Annotated in this window: 18 protein-coding genes; 15 read left to right on the top strand and 3 right to left on the bottom strand. The window is 62.1% G+C overall.

Annotated elements, in window-relative coordinates:
* The 11 genes from ACYPXD_RS18615 to ACYPXD_RS18565 all read left to right on the top strand — a co-directional run.
* Nucleotides 1-364 (top strand): sugar phosphate nucleotidyltransferase (locus ACYPXD_RS18615; protein ID WP_459714292.1); only part of this gene is annotated, 364 nt, incomplete at its 5' end.
* Nucleotides 365-393: 29 nt separating this feature from the next.
* Nucleotides 394-843 (top strand): hypothetical protein, encoded by a 450-nt coding sequence (locus ACYPXD_RS18610; protein WP_459714290.1) that lies wholly within the window; start codon nucleotides 394-396, stop codon nucleotides 841-843.
* Nucleotides 844-1,152: 309 nt separating this feature from the next.
* Nucleotides 1,153-2,325: a polysaccharide biosynthesis/export family protein gene (locus tag ACYPXD_RS18605; RefSeq protein ID WP_459714288.1), complete on the top strand. Its 1,173-nt coding sequence runs from the start codon at nucleotides 1,153-1,155 to the stop codon at nucleotides 2,323-2,325.
* Nucleotides 2,322-2,759, top strand: coding sequence for a low molecular weight protein-tyrosine-phosphatase (locus tag ACYPXD_RS18600; RefSeq protein ID WP_459714286.1), 438 nt, complete (start codon nucleotides 2,322-2,324; stop codon nucleotides 2,757-2,759). Before ACYPXD_RS18605 ends, ACYPXD_RS18600 begins: the two co-directional genes overlap by 4 nt.
* Nucleotides 2,760-2,775: 16 nt before the next feature.
* Entirely contained in the window at nucleotides 2,776-5,007 is a 2,232-nt protein-coding gene (locus tag ACYPXD_RS18595; protein WP_459714283.1) for a polysaccharide biosynthesis tyrosine autokinase, read from the top strand.
* Between the two features lie 30 nt (nucleotides 5,008-5,037).
* A complete protein-coding gene (locus ACYPXD_RS18590; RefSeq protein ID WP_459714281.1) occupies nucleotides 5,038-6,216 on the top strand; it encodes a glycosyltransferase family 4 protein in 1,179 nt (392 codons plus the stop codon).
* Complete coding sequence (locus ACYPXD_RS18585) at nucleotides 6,203-7,321, top strand: polysaccharide pyruvyl transferase family protein (RefSeq protein ID WP_459714279.1); 1,119 nt, start codon at nucleotides 6,203-6,205, stop codon at nucleotides 7,319-7,321. Before ACYPXD_RS18590 ends, ACYPXD_RS18585 begins: the two co-directional genes overlap by 14 nt.
* The gene (locus ACYPXD_RS18580) at nucleotides 7,251-8,429 is read left to right on the top strand and encodes a glycosyltransferase (RefSeq protein WP_459714277.1); all 1,179 of its coding nucleotides are present in this window, start codon (nucleotides 7,251-7,253) and stop codon (nucleotides 8,427-8,429) included. The genes ACYPXD_RS18585 and ACYPXD_RS18580 overlap by 71 nt, the downstream gene beginning before the upstream one ends.
* A complete protein-coding gene (locus ACYPXD_RS18575; protein WP_459714274.1) occupies nucleotides 8,426-9,682 on the top strand; it encodes a hypothetical protein in 1,257 nt (418 codons plus the stop codon). The genes ACYPXD_RS18580 and ACYPXD_RS18575 overlap by 4 nt, the downstream gene beginning before the upstream one ends.
* Before the next feature lie 26 nt (nucleotides 9,683-9,708).
* Entirely contained in the window at nucleotides 9,709-11,070 is a 1,362-nt protein-coding gene (locus ACYPXD_RS18570; RefSeq protein ID WP_459714271.1) for a glycoside hydrolase family 71 protein, read from the top strand.
* 175 nt (nucleotides 11,071-11,245) lie between these two features.
* Complete coding sequence (locus ACYPXD_RS18565) at nucleotides 11,246-11,731, top strand: type 1 glutamine amidotransferase family protein (RefSeq protein WP_459714269.1); 486 nt, start codon at nucleotides 11,246-11,248, stop codon at nucleotides 11,729-11,731.
* On the opposite strand, the gene ACYPXD_RS18560 is transcribed toward ACYPXD_RS18565, so the two are convergent.
* The 3 genes from ACYPXD_RS18560 to ACYPXD_RS18550 all read right to left on the bottom strand — a co-directional run bounded on the left by ACYPXD_RS18560 (nucleotide 11,728) and on the right by ACYPXD_RS18550 (nucleotide 14,308).
* The gene (locus tag ACYPXD_RS18560) at nucleotides 11,728-11,871 is read right to left on the bottom strand and encodes a hypothetical protein (protein ID WP_459714266.1); all 144 of its coding nucleotides are present in this window, start codon (nucleotides 11,869-11,871) and stop codon (nucleotides 11,728-11,730) included. The genes ACYPXD_RS18565 and ACYPXD_RS18560 overlap by 4 nt on opposite strands.
* 383 nt (nucleotides 11,872-12,254) lie before the next feature.
* Entirely contained in the window at nucleotides 12,255-13,649 is a 1,395-nt protein-coding gene (locus ACYPXD_RS18555; protein ID WP_459714263.1) for an ATP-binding protein, read from the bottom strand.
* Entirely contained in the window at nucleotides 13,646-14,308 is a 663-nt protein-coding gene (locus ACYPXD_RS18550; protein ID WP_459714261.1) for a response regulator, read from the bottom strand. Before ACYPXD_RS18550 ends, ACYPXD_RS18555 begins: the two co-directional genes overlap by 4 nt.
* 128 nt (nucleotides 14,309-14,436) lie before the next feature.
* Here ACYPXD_RS18550 and ACYPXD_RS18545 point away from each other — a divergent pair, with 128 nt between their 5' ends.
* The 4 genes from ACYPXD_RS18545 (at nucleotide 14,437) to ACYPXD_RS18530 (ending at nucleotide 17,045) form a co-directional block, all read left to right on the top strand.
* Nucleotides 14,437-15,051 carry a cytochrome b gene (locus tag ACYPXD_RS18545; RefSeq protein ID WP_459714311.1) on the top strand — a complete coding sequence of 205 codons (615 nt, stop codon included), beginning with the start codon at nucleotides 14,437-14,439 and terminating at the stop codon, nucleotides 15,049-15,051.
* A 235-nt stretch (nucleotides 15,052-15,286) separates the two neighbouring features.
* Nucleotides 15,287-16,291 (top strand): universal stress protein, encoded by a 1,005-nt coding sequence (locus tag ACYPXD_RS18540; protein WP_459714259.1) that lies wholly within the window; start codon nucleotides 15,287-15,289, stop codon nucleotides 16,289-16,291.
* 50 nt (nucleotides 16,292-16,341) lie between these two features.
* The gene (locus tag ACYPXD_RS18535) at nucleotides 16,342-16,818 is read left to right on the top strand and encodes a universal stress protein (RefSeq protein ID WP_459714256.1); all 477 of its coding nucleotides are present in this window, start codon (nucleotides 16,342-16,344) and stop codon (nucleotides 16,816-16,818) included.
* Between the two features lie 23 nt (nucleotides 16,819-16,841).
* Nucleotides 16,842-17,045, top strand: a complete 204-nt coding sequence (locus ACYPXD_RS18530; RefSeq protein WP_459714254.1) for a hypothetical protein — start codon at nucleotides 16,842-16,844, stop codon at nucleotides 17,043-17,045.
* The last annotated feature ends 96 nt before the right edge of the window (nucleotides 17,046-17,141 follow it).

Genomic DNA, 17,141 nt, shown 5'->3' with positions numbered 1-17,141 from the left:
CGGCAAGGAATGGGAAGACGCGATCATCAAGATGTCGGGCATCGTGGAAAAGCCGGCGCCGGACGTCGCGCCGTCCAATCTCGGCGTGGTCGGCCGTTATGTGCTCAAGCCGCGCATCTTCGAACATATCCGCGCGCTGAAGCCGGGCGCGGGCGGCGAGTTGCAACTGACCGACGCGATCCAGTCGCTGCTCAACGACGAACAGGTGCTCGCGTATAAATACGACGGCACACGTTTCGACTGCGGCAGCAAGCTGGGCTATCTGAAGGCGACCGTCGAATTCGCGCTGCGTCATGCGGAACTCGCGGCCGATTTTCGCGCGTATCTCGACGAACGCGAGCGCGTCGTCGCGATGATCGATTGATGGCCGGGTCCAGCGGAATCGGAGGTGCGATGGACTCGGGCCTGAGTGTGATGCGTGTGGGGCTTCGTTTGTGGGGCTTCTACGACTTCGAGGTCGAGGGCTGGCTTCAGGATCTGCCCGGTTCTGGAGCCAAGGCTTCGTGGGAGGTCTTGCGACACCGCGACGGCAAAGGGCTCGACATGGTGATCCATCTCGTCAGGTCGACTTCTGAGTCATGCGGACCGTTCTGCTGGAACTGCGTTGGCGCCAATCGGGCGATGCAGCGGTCGATCGGCAGTTCGACAACGCATATCGCACTTTTCTTTGGCGACGTGCGCCGTTTGCCGGTGCATCGATGCGGCCTATGGATGCTGCTCGACGGATGCAACGAGCGAATGGCGTTGCACACCGTGGCGGAAAACGTCGTCATTCCACTTGTTTCGTATGCCAGACAATCGGCAAGCGCGGCGCATGTAGCGGAGCGGCCCACGCACGGATAAATCGGTTCCCGACTTTGGCCGCCATGCTTCCCCCCGTTCCTGGCTGGCCAAACGTTTTGCCCTTCATGACGTTGTCACGGAGGGCTTTTTTTTTGCCTATGCCGATGAAATAACGCATAACGCGGCCACGTCGAGACGGCAGATGACCCACCTTTGCCGAATCCGCCAACCCCTTGTCCTGATCGGACGGAACGGAATCGGACCGTGCTTGCCGCGAATATGATTCGCCTCGAAAGCAGGGGACGCAAGTTAGCGTGAATGGCGCGATGCGAAAAGGGATGCAATCAGGGAATGCAATAAAGGAATGCAATGCGAGAGACGGGCGATCAGATTGCAGAGGATGTCATCGGCGGCGGCGTACGAAGGTCGGTATTCGCGATTCCGGTATTGGCGGTTTCCGTCGTGCTCGCATCGTGCGCGGTGGCGCCCGGTCAGAAGATGATCCAGCCCGCGACCATCGACGTGGCTCATGACGCCCAAGGGGTGGCGCAAACCGCACCGGTGCCGATCATGGACATCGACACCACGCTGATCGCGCAACAGCGTGCGCTCGGCGTCGCGGATGGCGAACGGGTTGCCCGCGATCTGTCTGCCGAGCCCGCGCCGTATCGGGTCGGGCCCGCGGACGTCCTGCAGATCACCGTTTGGGACCATCCCGAGCTCGCCATCGCGCAAGGCGCGCCGGGCCAGACCACCACCCGGACCGCGGACCCGGTCCCTGGTTTTGTCGTGGACCACGACGGCAACCTCCAGTTTCCGTTCGCCGGCACGTTGCACGTAGCCGGACTGACGACGGCGCAGATCCAGGAAAAGGTGCGGGCGGCACTGGTCAAGCCGTTCAAGCAACCGCAGGTCACGGTTCGTATTGCGTCGTTTCGCGCCAAGCAGGTCTTTATCGAAGGCGAAGTTCATACGCCTGGCGTGCAGCCGCTGAACGACGTGCCGATGACGCTCTACGACGCGATCGGCAGGGCCGGCGGATTTTCTGCCACAGCCGATCAGAGCCGCCTGCTGCTGGTGCGCAACGGCCAGTCGTATCGGCTCGACATGACCTCGATGTTCGAGAACGGGTTCAACCCGGCGCAGATCGTCTTGCATAACGGAGATCTTTTGCGTGTGAAGGCGCGCGACGACAGCGGCGTGTATGTGATGGGCGAAGTGACGAAGCCTTCCACCGCGTTGCCGATGCGGGATGGAAAGCTGTCGCTGAGCAACGCGCTGTCGCAGGCCGGCAGTTTCAACAGCGCATCGGCGGATCCGGCCCAGGTGTACGTCATCCGCGATGCAACGACGGCGCATCCGCAGGTCTATCGCCTCGATGCGAAGTCGCCGGTCGCGATGGTTCTGGCGGATCAGTTTCCGCTCGCGCCTCGCGACATCGTATACGTCGACGGAAACGGCCTCGTCCGTTTCAGCCGCGTGCTGAACCTGTTATTGCCCGCGGTGAACGCGGGACTCACCGGAGTGATCGTCGGGAAATGATGAACAAGATTCTGGTGGTATGCGTGGGCAACATCTGCCGCAGCCCGATGGCCGAGTATGCGTTGCGCGACAGGCTCGACGGAATCGCGGTGGCGTCGGCGGGGCTCGACGCGCTGGAGGGCTACGCCGCCGATCCCGACGCGATTCGCGTGTCCGCCGAGCACGGACTCGATATCACGCCGCATCGCGCACGCCGGGTCAACCTGGCGCTCGTGAACGAGGCCGAGTTGATCCTGACGATGGAAGCGACACATATGCGCGAGCTGCTGCACCGGTATCCAACCTCTCATGGAAAGGTGTTTCGTCTCGGCGAAGCAGAAGACTTCGACGTGCCCGACCCCTATCGGAAACCGATTGACCGGTTTCACGATTCGTTCGGTTTGATCGTTCGCGGTGTCGACGTATGGACTTCGCGTATCAAGGCGCTCGCTTAGACGGATGTCAAACACGATGAGCAACATAATCGACAACACGACGGCCGACCTCGGCGAAGGCGATACCGACTTCGTCCGGTATATGGATATCCTGATCGGCAGACGGTGGACCGTCGCCGCAATCTGCGCCATCGTGCTGATTCTCGGCACCGCATATGCGTTTCTCGCACGGCCGCGCTACGAAGCCAACATCATGGTCCAGGTGGAGGAGGACAACCCGACCAGCGCCGGTTCTTTGCTCAACGACGTGTCGTCGCTGTTCGATGTGAAGACGCAGGCGGAAGGCGAGATCGAAATTCTGCAGTCGCGCGCGGTCGTCGATCAGGCCGTGCAGGATCTCAAGCTTTATATCGAGGCCGCGCCGCGTTATTTCCCGGTTTTCGGCTGGTTGATCGCGCAGCACTCGAAAGGTCTGTCGACGCCGGGTCTATTGGGTTTTGGCGGATTCTGCTGGGGCGTCGAGTCGATCAAGGTCGATCTGTTCGACGTACCGGTCGATCTCCAGGGCGAGCGATTCAAGCTTACGCTGCTCGACGGCGGCCGATTCCGCCTGACCCAATCGGATCTGGACGCGCCGATCGAAGGCAGCATCGGCCACATGGTGGTCGCCGATCAGAGCGTCGGACGGATCCGGCTGCTGGTGTCGTCGGTCAACGGCAAGCCCGGTGCGGCGTTCACGCTGATCCGGAATTCCGAGCTCAAGACGTTAGCGGATCTGCAGAAGCAGTTGACGGTCGAGCAAAAGGGCAAGCAGAGCGACATCATCATGGCCTCGCTTCGCGGTAGCAGCCCGGAGAAGACTGCAAGGATTCTCAACACGATCGGCCTGGCTTATGTCGCGCAGAACATCAAACGGAAATCGGCCGAAGCGGACAAGTCGTCCGCGTTCCTCGAAGGCCTGTTGCCGGGTCTGAAGAGCGATCTGGAGAAGGCCGAAAAGCGCTACAACGAATACCGCAACCGGCACGGCACGTACGACCTGGGCCTCGAGGCGCAAAGCCTGCTGCAGGAGACCGTTGCATGGCAGACCACGCTGCTGACGCTGCAACAAAAACGTTCCGAGCTGACCAGTACTTTCTCGCCGGACTATCCGTCCGTGCAAGCGATCGACCGGCAGATCGGCGATATGCAGCAGCGGCTCAGAGGCGTCGACGGTCGCATGAAGCTCCTGCCGGATCTGGAGCAGGGAACGGTCGCGTTGCTGCGAGACGTGCAGGTCGATACGGACATCTACCTCGGGGCGCTGAGCAACCTTCAGCAGCTCAAGCTCGTGTCGGCCGGCAAGGTCGGAAACGTGCGTCTCGTCGATCATGCGCGCGTGCCGGAAGAACCTGTGCAACCGAAGAAGCCGCTCGTCATCGCCTTGTCGCTGATTGGCGGGTGGATGCTCGGCGTGTGTGGCGCATTCGGCCGCGAACACCTGTACGGCGGTGTGACCGACGCGCAGGATATCGAGCGCTACGCGAGGCTTAGCGTCTACGGCGCCATTCCGTACTCGCCGCAACAGCGTTCTCTCGAGGACGAATTGCGTTCGCACAGGCGCGGCCTCTCGCTGCTTGCGAGCCGGGATCGCGCGGACCCGTCCATCGAAAGCTTACGTAGCTTGCGAACCGCCTTGACGTTCGCGATGCTCGAGGCATCGAACAACCGTCTGCTTCTGACGGGGCCTGGGCCGAGCGTCGGCAAGTCGTTCGTCGCGTCGAATCTGGCCGCGATCATCGGCGGCTCCGACAAGCGCGTGCTGCTGATCGATGCGGACATGCGACGCGGCCACCTGCACAAGTACTTCGGTATCGCCCGGGGCCGCGGTCTGTCGAACATTCTGTCGAACCAGGCTTCGCTCGACGAGGTGATCAATCGCGACGTATCGGCAGGGCTCGATCTTGTGACCACGGGCAACCTTCCGCCGAATCCGTCCGAACTCCTGATGAGCAAGGGCATGGTTCGACTTCTCGACCGTGTCGGCGATATGTACGACCTCGTTGTCATCGACGCACCGCCGGTCCTGGCGGTGGCGGACGCCAGCATTCTCGCGGGAAGCATGGGCACGACGTTCCTCGTGGCCCGATTCCAGAAAACCGTGATAGGCGAACTGACCGAAAGCGCAAAACAGCTCGAACGCGCAAACGCATCGCTAAAGGGCGTGATTTTCAACGCGGTCGATGCGCGCGCGTTCGGCTATCGCTCGAAGTACGGTTCCTATCGGTATATCGCGTATCGCTACGAGCGGGCAAGAACGGCGGAGTGAGCGAGGCGGGTTGTGCCGAGTGTCTGAAGCATGGGGGAGTTTGACGGAAGAAGATTGTTAGTTGTGGAAAAAAAGCGGATCCGTGCGGTATCGACGCACGGTACGGCGCAAATACTTATCGCGGGGCGTGACATGAAAATCGTTCATGTAGTCGAGACCTGGATTGGCGGAATCGCCAGCTACGTGCGTGCATTGATGATCGAGCAGCGAAACCTTGGGCACGAGGTGGTCCTGCTTTGCGACCCGATGAATCTCACCCAGGTCGAGCCGGGTATCGCGGGCGTGGCGGTGGTTCATTATCGATCGAGCCGCAACCCTCTGCTGTTTCCGGTGGTCGCACGGAAGCTGAAGACGCTGATCGACGACATCGACGCAGACGTGATCCATTGCCACAGCACCTATCCGGGCGTGTACGTCCGCCTGAGCCGATATCGTGACACGCAGCGGGTGCTGTACACGCCGCACGCGTGGTCCTTCATGAAGCGGGACACGCCGGCGGCGATCCGGCATCTGTTTGCATCGGTCGAGCGAGCGCTGTCGAAACGATGCACGAGGATTCTATGCATGTCGTTCGACGAAGTGCGCGCCGCCCGACGCTACCGCATCCCGCTGGAAAAAATCGATCTCGTGTACACCGGCATTTCGCCGGACGTGGCTGCCGAGCGTGGCGCCACGCAGGCGGCCGCGCGGGATGCCGGCATGTCGATTCAGGTCGGCTACTTCGGCAGGCTCGACTATCAAAAGGGATTCGACATTCTTCTGGGCGCCATACCGCGTTTGAAGGACGGCTTGCACGTGCACATATTCGGCACGGCGGTTAGAGGCGGGGTGAGTCTGCGCGCCGACGACCCGTGCGTCACGTATCACGGCTGGGTGGGTCCGGAGGAGACCGGTCGGGCGATGAAGGAGATGGATGTCATCGTGGTGCCCTCGCGTTGGGAGGGCATGGCGCTCGTTCCGATCGAGGCGATGCGGGCCGGGAAGGTGCTCGTTGTGTCCAATGAGGGCTCATTGCCGGAACAGGTGATTCACGGCTACAACGGCCTGATGTTGCGCGAATTGACCAGCGAATGCCTGGCCGGACAGCTCAATGCGTTATCGCTTGAAGAATGCCGGCGAATGGGCGCCAATGCACGCCATGTATTCGATCACGCGTTTCGCGCGGATCGCTTTTTCAGATCGATGATGAGCTGCTATGAGAGCGCATGACGTGTTTCTGCTGCACGCCTATAGCCCGCGTAACAGCGGCGACGGACTGCTCGTGAAGTTGAGTCTGGAAGCCATTCGCGCGGCCGGCATAGATCGGCGCGTGACGGTCGTGTGCCTCGACAAGGCGGCGTTCGCGAACTACCTCGACGATCCCGAGGTCGAGCTGATTTCGCTCGCGGAGTTTGTGTTGAGGACTGCGGTTCGCGTGGTGTCCCGACGTCCGGCGATATTTTTCGGCGTCGGCGGCGGATATCTGCGCTCCGGAAATGCGGCCGAAGGATGGAAGGCCCTGATCGCGCATGGCACGCAAATTCTGTGTGCCGCGGCCAGCGCACGAAGCAAAACCATTTATCTGCCGCAAAGCGTCGGACCGTTCAACGGTTTCACCGGTTTCATTCTGAAAAAGTTGGTTCGGCGTTACGTCGGCACGATATTTCTGCGCGACGACAAGAGCAACCAGCAACTGCAGCATTGGCGCGGCATCCGGATCGGCGATCTGGTGGTGCTCGAAATCGCCAGACGGGTGCAGGCAACCGTGGTGCAACCCGCCATAGATCGGCAAAAGGTGTATTTCGTGTTTCGTGATCTGAGCGGCAAGCCGTACTCGGACGCTTACCTGCGAAACGTCAAACGCCTTGCGGAGCTGATTCCGGATGCGGAATTCGTTTTGCAGAGTTCCGGCCGGGGCAATAGCGACGACGCGTTCTACCGTCGTGTGTTCGGTATCGAGTGCCGCACGTCATTGCGAGAAGCCTTGCGATGCCGCGACGCCATCGTCGTTTCGGTGCGTCTGCACGGAAGCCTCGAAAGCGTGCTTGCCGGGGTGCCGAGCGTCCATCTGTCGTATGAGCGAAAGGGCATCGCCGCGTATCGCGATCTGGGTCTCGACGAGTACGTCTTTCATGCCAGCGACTTCGATCCGGCTGCGGTAGCCACGCTGGTGGAGCAACTGAGAACGGTGCCGCACCTTTTCTGGAACAGTTTGAATACGGCATCCGCGAACCGCTACGACGAACTGCTGGAGTACATCAAGAATGAAACGCGACACTTCGATCACGCTGCTGATGGACGGAAATTTCTCGCGAGTCGGGACAGAAGTCTATAGCCCGCATATGGGCTTCGAGAAATTTGCGGCCCGTTTCACGCAGAGTTTCGACGAGGTGCGTATTGCCGCGCGCTCGTTTCCGGCGGCGAGACCGGTCGGTACGCGTGTGACCGGTGAGCGGACATCGTTTCTCGATCTTGGCGCCCATCGCGGTGTCGCTGCCTTGCTGGCCGGTATCCCGCGTCTCGTCGCGCGCGTCAGCCGGACCGTCGCGCAGGCAGACGTCCTGCTGATCCGCTTTCCGGGGAATATCGCGCTACTGGCGATGCTGATCTGCTGGTGGCGCGGCAAGCGTTTTTCGACCGAAATCGTGGCCGATCCCGCCGATTATTTCAGTGACGCGGCATCGCGGCATCCATTGCGGCGGATCGCGCGCGCGGTGCATTGCTGGGCGACGCGGTACGCCGCGACGCACGCTCAGACCGTCCGCTACGTCACCGCCTACACCTTGCAACTCGAGTATCCGGCACATGACATCCGGCGCGTTTTCGGCTTCAGCGACGTCTATCTGCCCGATTCGATGTTCGATCAGGCGGTCGGCCCGGCGAACGATCCGCACCACAGCTTCGGGATCGTCAACGTGGCGATGATGCATAACGAAAGCAAAGGCCATACGGTACTGATACACGCGATCGCCCGGCTTCGCGCACGCGGACTGAACGTGCATGCGACGCTGATCGGAGACGGCTCGCTGCGGGAGAAATTCGTCAGGGAAGCGAAGCAGGCCGGCATTGACGGCGCGGTGCATTTCGCGGGGTCGATGGGCGGCGACGAAGTGCGCGCGGCCGTCGCGCGGCATGCGCTGTTTGTGTTGCCGTCGTTTCAGGAGGGTATGCCGCGCGCCATGCTTGAAGCGATGGCGCTCGGCGTACCGGTGATCGCGACGCAGGTCGGCGGCATTGCCGAGGTGCTGGAAGTGAACGAGCTCGTCAAGCCCGGTGACGTTGCGGGCCTGTGCGATCGCATCGAACGCGTCGTGAAGGACCCGGCGTTCCGCAGAAGCGAGGCGCAACGGCATCGTTCGATCGCGCGCAGGTTCCAGTTTTCGACATTGCAGTCGCAGTATCTGACCTACTGTGCCGAACTGAAGGCGAGGAGCCCCACGTGAAGAAGGACTTCCTCTACGTGGTGCTGGCCTCCGCGCTGCCCGCACTCGGCAACTTCGTGGCGGTCGCGCTCGCATTGCGCCACCTCGACCCGGACTGGCTCGGCCGATCGTACGCGTTGCTCGCGTTTTTCTATATTGCCATCGATCTCTTCAATTTCGGTTCCCCGCGTATCTTCACGATCGATCGGGTCCGCTCAAAAGTCTCGACGCTCATCTTTCTCGATGTGGCGAGCGCCGTGGGTTCAACGATCGTCTTTGCGTCGATAACGCATTTCATTGCGCAGCGGGGCCTCGTTGCCCAACCGCATTTCGCAGGCAGCCTCGTGATCGCGCCCGCGTGCTTCGGGCTCTCGCATTTTTCGCTCGGCGTGCTGCGGCTTTACGGACGCAGTGCCGTCGTATGCGCGGTGTCGAGCATATCGGCGCTCAGCCGCGTCGCCGTGGTGTGGCTGGTCGTCGCGCACGCCGATCTTCAGCCGATGCTTCCCGACCTCTTGCTGCTGGTGGAAGCGGGATACGGCGCGATGCTGTTGCTGACTTATCTTGTTACCGTTCTTTCCGGCAGTACGTACCTGGGCGAATTCGACGCATCGGCTGCCGCCCCTGGAAAATTCAATCCATGGACTTTCGGTTACCTTGATTTCCTCAAGGAACATCGCAAGGAGATACTGGGAAGCTGGTATTCGAATGCGGTCTTTTCCGGCGCCAAGCATGCGGACATCATGCTCGTCACACTGGTGTTGGGACCGTCGGCCGCGGCACTGTATCGGGGTGTCAAGAGCGTCCACAATCTCGCATTCAATAGCGGCCAGGCATTCGCGCTGGTCGTTGCGAGCAAGTTGGGCGGCGCGATGCGGTCGTTACGGAGGGTGCGGCGCGCGCCGGTCGCGTTGGGCGCCATTGCCGGCGTCGGGCTGGTCGCGTCGGCCAGCTGGGTTGCGCTGCGCGTTCATCTGTTTCCCACCGCTTCGTTAGGTGAACCGGTTCGTCAATTCGCTTTCATGTTCGCGGCGTTTCTCGGTGCCGGCGTGATCTTCGTTTGCCGGATCTACTCGCTGCACGTTTTCTCGATCGATCAACGGTCGTTTGTCAGACTGTCATCGCTCGAGGCCGGAGCGTCGCTGATACTCGTCACGCTGCTGTCCTACGCGCTCGGACTGATCGGCGCGACGCTCGGGCCGGTGCTAGGCGGAGCCGTTGTGCTCGGCCTGTCCGCGCGGCTAAGCACGAAACCCATGGCGGTTTCGGTCTGAATCCCGATTCGAGACTGGCGCGAACGATGGAACGACGAAGATTGCTTGAAGCGGCGGCCGCGGCTTCGTTGGCTGCATTGCCGGGCGGGCACGCGCTCGTTGCGGCGGCGGCGCAGCCGGCAGCGCCCGTATCGAGGAAATACGTGTTCGCGCATTACATGGTCGCGTGGCCGAGGGGCGGACCGCACGCGCAGCTTGAGGACTATGCCGCGGAAATACGTGACGCGCTCGCGCGCGGAATCGACGGATTCGCGCTCAACTGCGGCGGCTGGCACGCGAGCGAGCCGCATTACAAACAGCGGGCTTTGCTTCTATACGAGGCGGCTAAAGGCTTTTCAGGCCGTTTCAAATTATTCGTTTCCATCGACGGCAACGCGCAGAACGAACTCGACGACATCGTCGCGACGATACGCGGTCTGGATGCGCAGCTGATGCAGGACGGCAAGCCGGTGTTGTCCGCTTACGGACTTGGCGGGCGGGACCCCGCTCGATGCAATGCGCTGATCCGTCAGGCGCGTCAGCTCGGCGCATGGTTCATACCGCATTTTTCGCCGGGCAGCGGAGAGGCGGTGATCGGACCGGAGCAGGCAACGGAAATCGCGAAGCGAACGGAATCCGCCGACGGATACTTCTTCTTCGGCGCGGCGGCATCGCCGGACTCGTTGGCCAGTTCGATCAGGCTGCTCGCTTTCACGCTCAGGCGTGCGCGCAAGGCATTGATGGCGCCCGTTACGCCGTATTATCGGGGCCTTGCGTCAGGTACCAACTATCGCGCATTCGAAACGAATGGCTTTAACGGCATGGCGGACGAATGGCAGGCAGCCATTGCCGCCGACGCGGACTGGGTGCAGATCGTGACGTGGAACGACTGGGCCGAGTCCACTTACGTTGCGCCCATCGGCTCGACATCGGGAGCGCTCGTGTACAACGAGCGGTTTGGCATTCTGTTGAACCATACCGGCTATCTCGATGCGAGCCGCTATTTCATCGACTGGTTCAAATCGGGCGTTAAGCCTGCCATCGATCGCGACGAGATATTTTATTTCTACCGGCTGCATCCGGTCGATCTGCATACGAACCTCATCGATGCGATCTCCAACCGCGCCGCGTTTCCGCCGCGCGGCTCCGGGCGATTGACGTCTTATATCCATGTCACGGCGTTTGTGCCGCAGGAGGCGAGTCTGCAAGTGACGTGCGGAGCGAATCGCTGGGTGTTGCCGTTACAGGCGGGGGTCAATGAAGCCGCGTTTCCGTGGACGCCCGGGCGGCCACGCTTTGTGCTCGTCAGAAACGGGCAAACGGTCCTGCAGAAGACGGGGGAGGAGACCATCACGCGCGACGACTACAGTGGCGCGTTCAATTACTTCAGCGGGAGCATGAAAGCATGAGCCTCGACGGGGCGCCTGCTTGCCGCGCCGCGCGACATGGAATACGAGCCACAGAGACGTTTGTTTTGATCCGCCAATAGCGGAGAGCGATCGGCCGTCTATATCGAATGATCGCGGGAGGAATTTACGATGTTGTACTTCGAAAGCGGGCCTGCTTGCGGCAGAGGAGCATGAAATGGAGTATGCGGTCGATGCGGTTGGTCAAGCGATGCATGCGGCGCCCGGCGCCCGCGCGGCAACCGTGCCGCGCCCGCGCCGTATCGCCCTTATTTTGCTGAGCGGTTTTTCGCTGATGTCGCTGGGGCGTGTGGTCGAGACCTTCGACGTCGCCAATCGACTTCGCGGCATAGGCGAACGAGTTGACGATTCTTACGAACTGCTGTTTCTTTCCTCCCACGGCGGTGCGATCCGATCTTCGTCCGGAGCGCTGATCTGGTCGGATTCGGTGGAAACACGCCACGGCAGCAGCATGCATGCGGTCTTTGTACTAGGCGGAAACGATGAAGCGCCAGGCCGCGACGAGCGCCTGCTTGCGTGGTTGCGTCGTGCGTGCAGACAGACTGCGTTCGTCCAGGCGGTAGGAGGGGGGCGCGGTGTCCTGGCGCAGGCGGGGCTTGATTGCAAAAACGGTGCTGGCCGGCACCGCGACCTCGATCTTTAACCGCACACGCGCTCGACCATGCGGGCACCGCTGGGCGGGCACTGACCGACCGCCGCCACCCCGTTGAAGTCGACCCGGTCGAATAGCATCGCTGCGGCGTCCGCGACGTCCGCGACGTCGAGCTGCGAAGTCCAGGACACCGGTAGGTCCGCGCTTAGTCAGGTCCTGCGCGAATGCGGATGTCGGGCCGCCTTCGACGCTCAACCCGCACTCAGGAAATACCGCCGCTTACGTCCTGAAAGCGAAGCTTAAGTGCTTCCTCAGCGTCGTATGTCAGCCTGTGCCGAATTGGATCGTCCAGCGAGTACGTGTCGAACCATGTGGCCAGAAATGATGCGTTACCGGGTCGCGCGAATTGTTCGCGCGTACCTGATGATCGCGGCGGCGGGATGCCTGACACTACAAGTGCCCGTATTCGGCTCGATTCTGTTTTTCAAGGTTTCGGAAATGACGTTCGAAACGGCCTTGTTTCGGGGATTATTTCTGATCTACCTCGTCTGCTTCGTCTGCACCGTCCGTCTGATCAACGGGTTTGCGCAGCATCGAACGCAAGGTGGACCGAAAGTCCACGCCCGGCAATGCCCGGCGCGAAGCGCAGCGTCGCGTCAAAGTACTGCGCGATACGGGCGACAATCGAGAGCCCAAGTCCGGTCCCTCTCGCCGTCACGTTCGAGCCCCGGAAGAAGCGGTCGGTAATCCGTTCGTGTTCGGCGGGCGAGACACCGGGCCCGTCATCGGCGACCGTCAGCACGACGGACCGGTGGTCGCGCGCTATCGTGACCGCAATCTTGCCTTTCGCGGCGCCATACTTGACGGCGTTATCCAGCACGTTGTCGATCAGAATGCGCAACAAGGTCGCATCCGCGCGGACGACGGCCGTATTCGCCGCGTCGAACGACAGATCGATGTCTTTCTGTTCCATTTCATCATGCCGCGCGAGGATCGCGTCCTGGGCGATCGCTACCATATCCACATCCGCCGCGGCGATTCGTTCATGTTCGTCGAGACGCGCCAGCAGGAGCAGTTGTTCCGCCAGCCGCGCGCTGCGATCGACTCCTTGAGCAACGCGCTCCATCGCGACGCGTGTTAGTTCAGGGTCACGCGACGAGAGTGCGAGTTGTGCCTGCACCTTGATCGCGGCAAGCGGCGTCTTCAGTTCATGCGCCGCATCGGACGTGAATGCGCGCTCGCGGGCGAATGTCGCTTGCACGCGAGCGAGCAACTGATTGATCTCCTCGACCAACGGCCCGACCTCGACGGGCCCCGGCCCCGCAGCGATCGGATCGAGTCGCGTTGCGTCGCGCGCGCGCACTGCGCGGGACAAGGCGGCAAGTGGCGCGAGGCTTCGTCCGATGCTGACCCACACGAGCACCGCCAGCACGGGAAGTCCTATCAGCATCGGCCGTGCGATTCTGCCCGCAACGCCACTGACGAGGTCGCTGCCTGTCAGCGCGGGTTCGATCAGGCTGATTGTCCTTCCGCTCTGCGCGTCGCGGACTGAAACCGCGTTCCACTGCGCGCTATCGACGACGAAACCGGACAAGCCACGTGCATCGGGCGAGCTCCGTCTGTAAGCGAAAAAACGCAAGAAATCCGGGCTGCGGGCAATGATCGCGCCGTCCCGGTCGCGGACCTCCAGCAGCGCTCGGCGAGGCACCTGGTCGCCATCGACTGGGGAACCTGAATCGGGGCGTTCCGGATACTCGTTGCGAACGTCGATACCACCCGGGGCCAGGCGCGCAAGACTGTAAGTGTCGAGGGGCATCAACAACGACGCGGTCTGCAGCAGGCGCGTGCGGTCCCATTGACGGACCTCGTGTGCCGTCTGGTGGTAGCTCCACGCGATCGCCACGCACCAGACCGCGCCGATGCCAGGAAGCATCAGTGCGAGCAGGCGGGCGCGGATTGACGTCATCATGGCGTTTTATCCATCACATAGCCGAAACCCCGTACCGTCTTGATCAGGTCTGCGCCGAGTTTTTTTCTCAGGTTTGAGATGTGCACTTCGATGGCGTTGCTTTCAATCTCCGAATGCCACCCGTACAGACTATCTTCAAGGCGTGCGCGTGATTGAGGCTTGCCAAGGTGCGCAAGCAGGTGGATCAGCATGGCCCACTCTTTTGCGGTCAGGAGGACGGGGATGTCGTCGACGGTGACGGTTTGCGACAGCGGATCGACGCGCAGGTTCCGGTACTCGATTGTCTCGGTACTGCGGCCATGCGAGCGGCGCACGAGCGCGCGGCAGCGGGCGACGAGTTCGGTTAGATCAAACGGCTTGCCGAGGTAGTCGTCTGCTCCCGCCTCGAGGCCGATTACCTTGTCCGCGACCGTTCCCTTCGCGGTTAGCACGATGACGGGCACGTCATTGCCCGATTGGCGAATCGCGGCCAGCACGTCGTTCCCTGACATGCGCGGCAGACCGAGGTCCAGCACGACGAGCGCGTAGCTCATCGTGCGTAGCGCAAGCAGCGCTTCAACGCCATCGCGTGTCCAGTCGACGGCAAATCCTGCCTGACGCAACCCTGCGTCGACGCCGCTGCCGATCAGGTCGTCGTCTTCGACGAGGAGAGTTCGCATCAGTTGCTCCACGAGGCAAGCGTCATTCGATACGGCACGACGCCCGGCCGCTTATGCATGACGGGCATACCCGGCATTGCTTAAGGTTTTCTTCAGGGAAGGTGAGTAAATTCGGACCTCACCCGAGCATGATCCATCTGCTCGCTTATCGACCCCAGCCTACCTTGACGAGACGATCTTTCCAATACGACGGCATGGCCCGCACGCTGCACTGGCTGATCGTGCTATTGATCGCCGTGCAGTTCATGTTGGGCTGGATCATGCCCGACATTCACCGCGACACCATGCCCGATGGACTGATCGCGTGGCACCTGATGGTGGGGGCGACGATCATCGCGGTCATGGTAATCCGAATCGTATGGCGCATCAGCCATCCCCCGCCGCCGGCCGATGTGCCCAGGACAATAGCCGCGCTTTCGCGTGCGACACACATTCTGCTCTATGCGGCGCTCATCGGTGTGCCCGTGGCCGGCTGGATCAATGCCTCATCCCGAGGATGGACGGTCGCACTACCCGGCGGGGTTCCGTTGCCGGCACTCTCCGCAAAAGGCGCTTCGTTGGGTCATGCGATGGGTGACGTCCATAGTGTGCTCGCATGGGTGCTGCTGGTTCTGATCGGCGCGCATATCGCCGCTGCGCTTTTTCACGAGCTCGTATTGAAGGACGATGTGATGCATCGCATGATGCCGTGGACCGTGCGATCGTCGTCGCGCGGCAAGCAGGCTGATGACAAGGTAACCTGAACGATGCCTGCGTCGGCCACGAAGCACGGTTCAACCCTCTCCGGATGACGTTGCGCGCCGTTCACCGTTCCGGGCTCACCTCACAGGTTTTTCCGTTCACCACCGCCCGCCGGACGCGCCTGCTTGATGTACATCAAGCGGCGGTCCGTCGTTGCCGCTCATCATGAACCGGTCATAGCGCGCCGCCCCCCCTGACACCACGCCGGGGCGGACACCGGATCCGATGGAGGCACAGATGGCAGGCTCGCAGCGTAAAACGGAGGCCCAGGCGGCGTTTTCGCGAATTGCGGTCGCCTGCGAGCGCGGCAGCGGTCTGCTGATGCTGACGCGCTTCGCGCTGCTGTTCGCCGCGGACAATGCGATGGTCAGACTGATAGACATCGTCTGCAACCCCGCGTCGCTGTTTCCGACGCTGATGCTCAGTTACCCGGACTGGAGCGAAGCGCACCGGGCAATGACGCGTGCCGCATCGATCACGCTCAAGCGCGCTTCGGACGAACTGGCTGGCGCCGGCGTCAAGGCGGACACGCAGTTGCTCGACTCGCCGGCGCTCCATGTCAACACCGCCACGCTGCTTGGCCGCGCGGCGATGTCGTGGCAAGCCGACCTCGTCGCCCTCTCGTCGCCGCCACGCAAGCACCATTGGACGTGCCAGTTCGATCCGGAGGAAGTGGCTGCCTCGACGCACTGTCCGGTTCTGTACGTTCCCGATGGGCAGCTTCCGACCGGCGTTCCTCACCGCGCACGCGTGCTGATCCTGGTGGACGGCACGCACGCTTCATTGCAGATGCTCCGCGCGGCCTTGGCGTCGCTTCCCGCGAACGCGGTGGTGAAGGTCGCATATGTGATCGACGGCATATTTCATCTGCGCAAATGGTGTCCGCACGAGCTGTTCCGGCAAACGGGCGAACGCGCGCTCGAAGCCGCAGCCGAGGTCCTGCGCGAGCACGGTGTCGATGCGCAAGCCGCATTGCTCGAAACGCAAGGTGAACTCGACGACGTGCCCGATGCGATTTCGCGCGAGGCCAGGCAGTGGAAAGCCGACGTGATCGTGATGGGCTTGCGCAGCCGGCATGCGCTTATCGAAACGTTGCCGGGACGGGTGGCCTCCCGGGCGCTGCGCGATCCGCCCTGCGCGATGTTCGTCTATCCGCCGGCGTGGGTCGCCGCGAAGCTCGCCCGACCCGCCGACGATGCGACGGCCCTCACCGGTACGGAGCCGCCACCGGTCTTTCTCTAACCGCATTGCCCCGATTCCATCGGCCACATAGCGTTCATTGGAGGTCAGTCATGTATCAGAAGATTCTGGTTGCCGTAGACGGCAGCGACACATCGAAGCAGGCGTTGAACGAGGCGGTGCGCGTCGCCGCCATGACGCGCGGCAAGGTACACGCGGTTTATGTCGTCGATCAGGCCGCGCTTTTTCCTTATGCCGGGTACTACGATCCGGTCGCGATGATCGATGCGTTCCGCCGCGACGGACGCGCCGCGCTCGACGATGCGTCGGCCCGCTTTGCCGCGGCGGGCGTCACGGGCGAGGCCGAACTCGTCGAAACCGAGACGGTCGCCGAAGACGTCGCGCACTGCCTGCACCACTGCGCGCAGCGCTTCGGCGCGGAGCTTGTGGTGATGGGCACGCATGGCCGGCGCGGCATGCAACGCGCGATTCTCGGCAGCGTCGCCGAGCGCTTTGTGCGGCTCTCGGAATGTCCGGTGCTGCTCGTGCGCGCAGACGATGCGCACGCGAAAGAGCCGGCAAGCGAATGACATCCCCGGCGAGCGGGGGCGACATGAAATTCATTCACCCGTGGCGCGTCTCGCTCGCGACGATCGCCGTACTCGCCTCGATGCTGGGCCTGGTCGTTGCATTGCAGGGCATCGTGATCAGCGGGGCGTACCTGTTCCACGCGGGTAGCGGCGCGTTATGCGGCGCACTCATTGCCGCTACCGTGCTGCTCGAGCGGGAGCGCAACCGTCGAGACTCAGCGTCATGACTCACGGGCGGACGGCTCGATACGCTGACGCCGACGCGTCGAAGGAGTTTTCACTGGGGGCATGCGATGAAATGTAAATGGCCAGATACTTTCCTG

The organism is Paraburkholderia sp. 2C (assembly GCF_054589215.1).
Note: the sequence above shows the minus strand (reverse complement) of the source record. Positions and strands in the feature narration are given on the sequence as shown.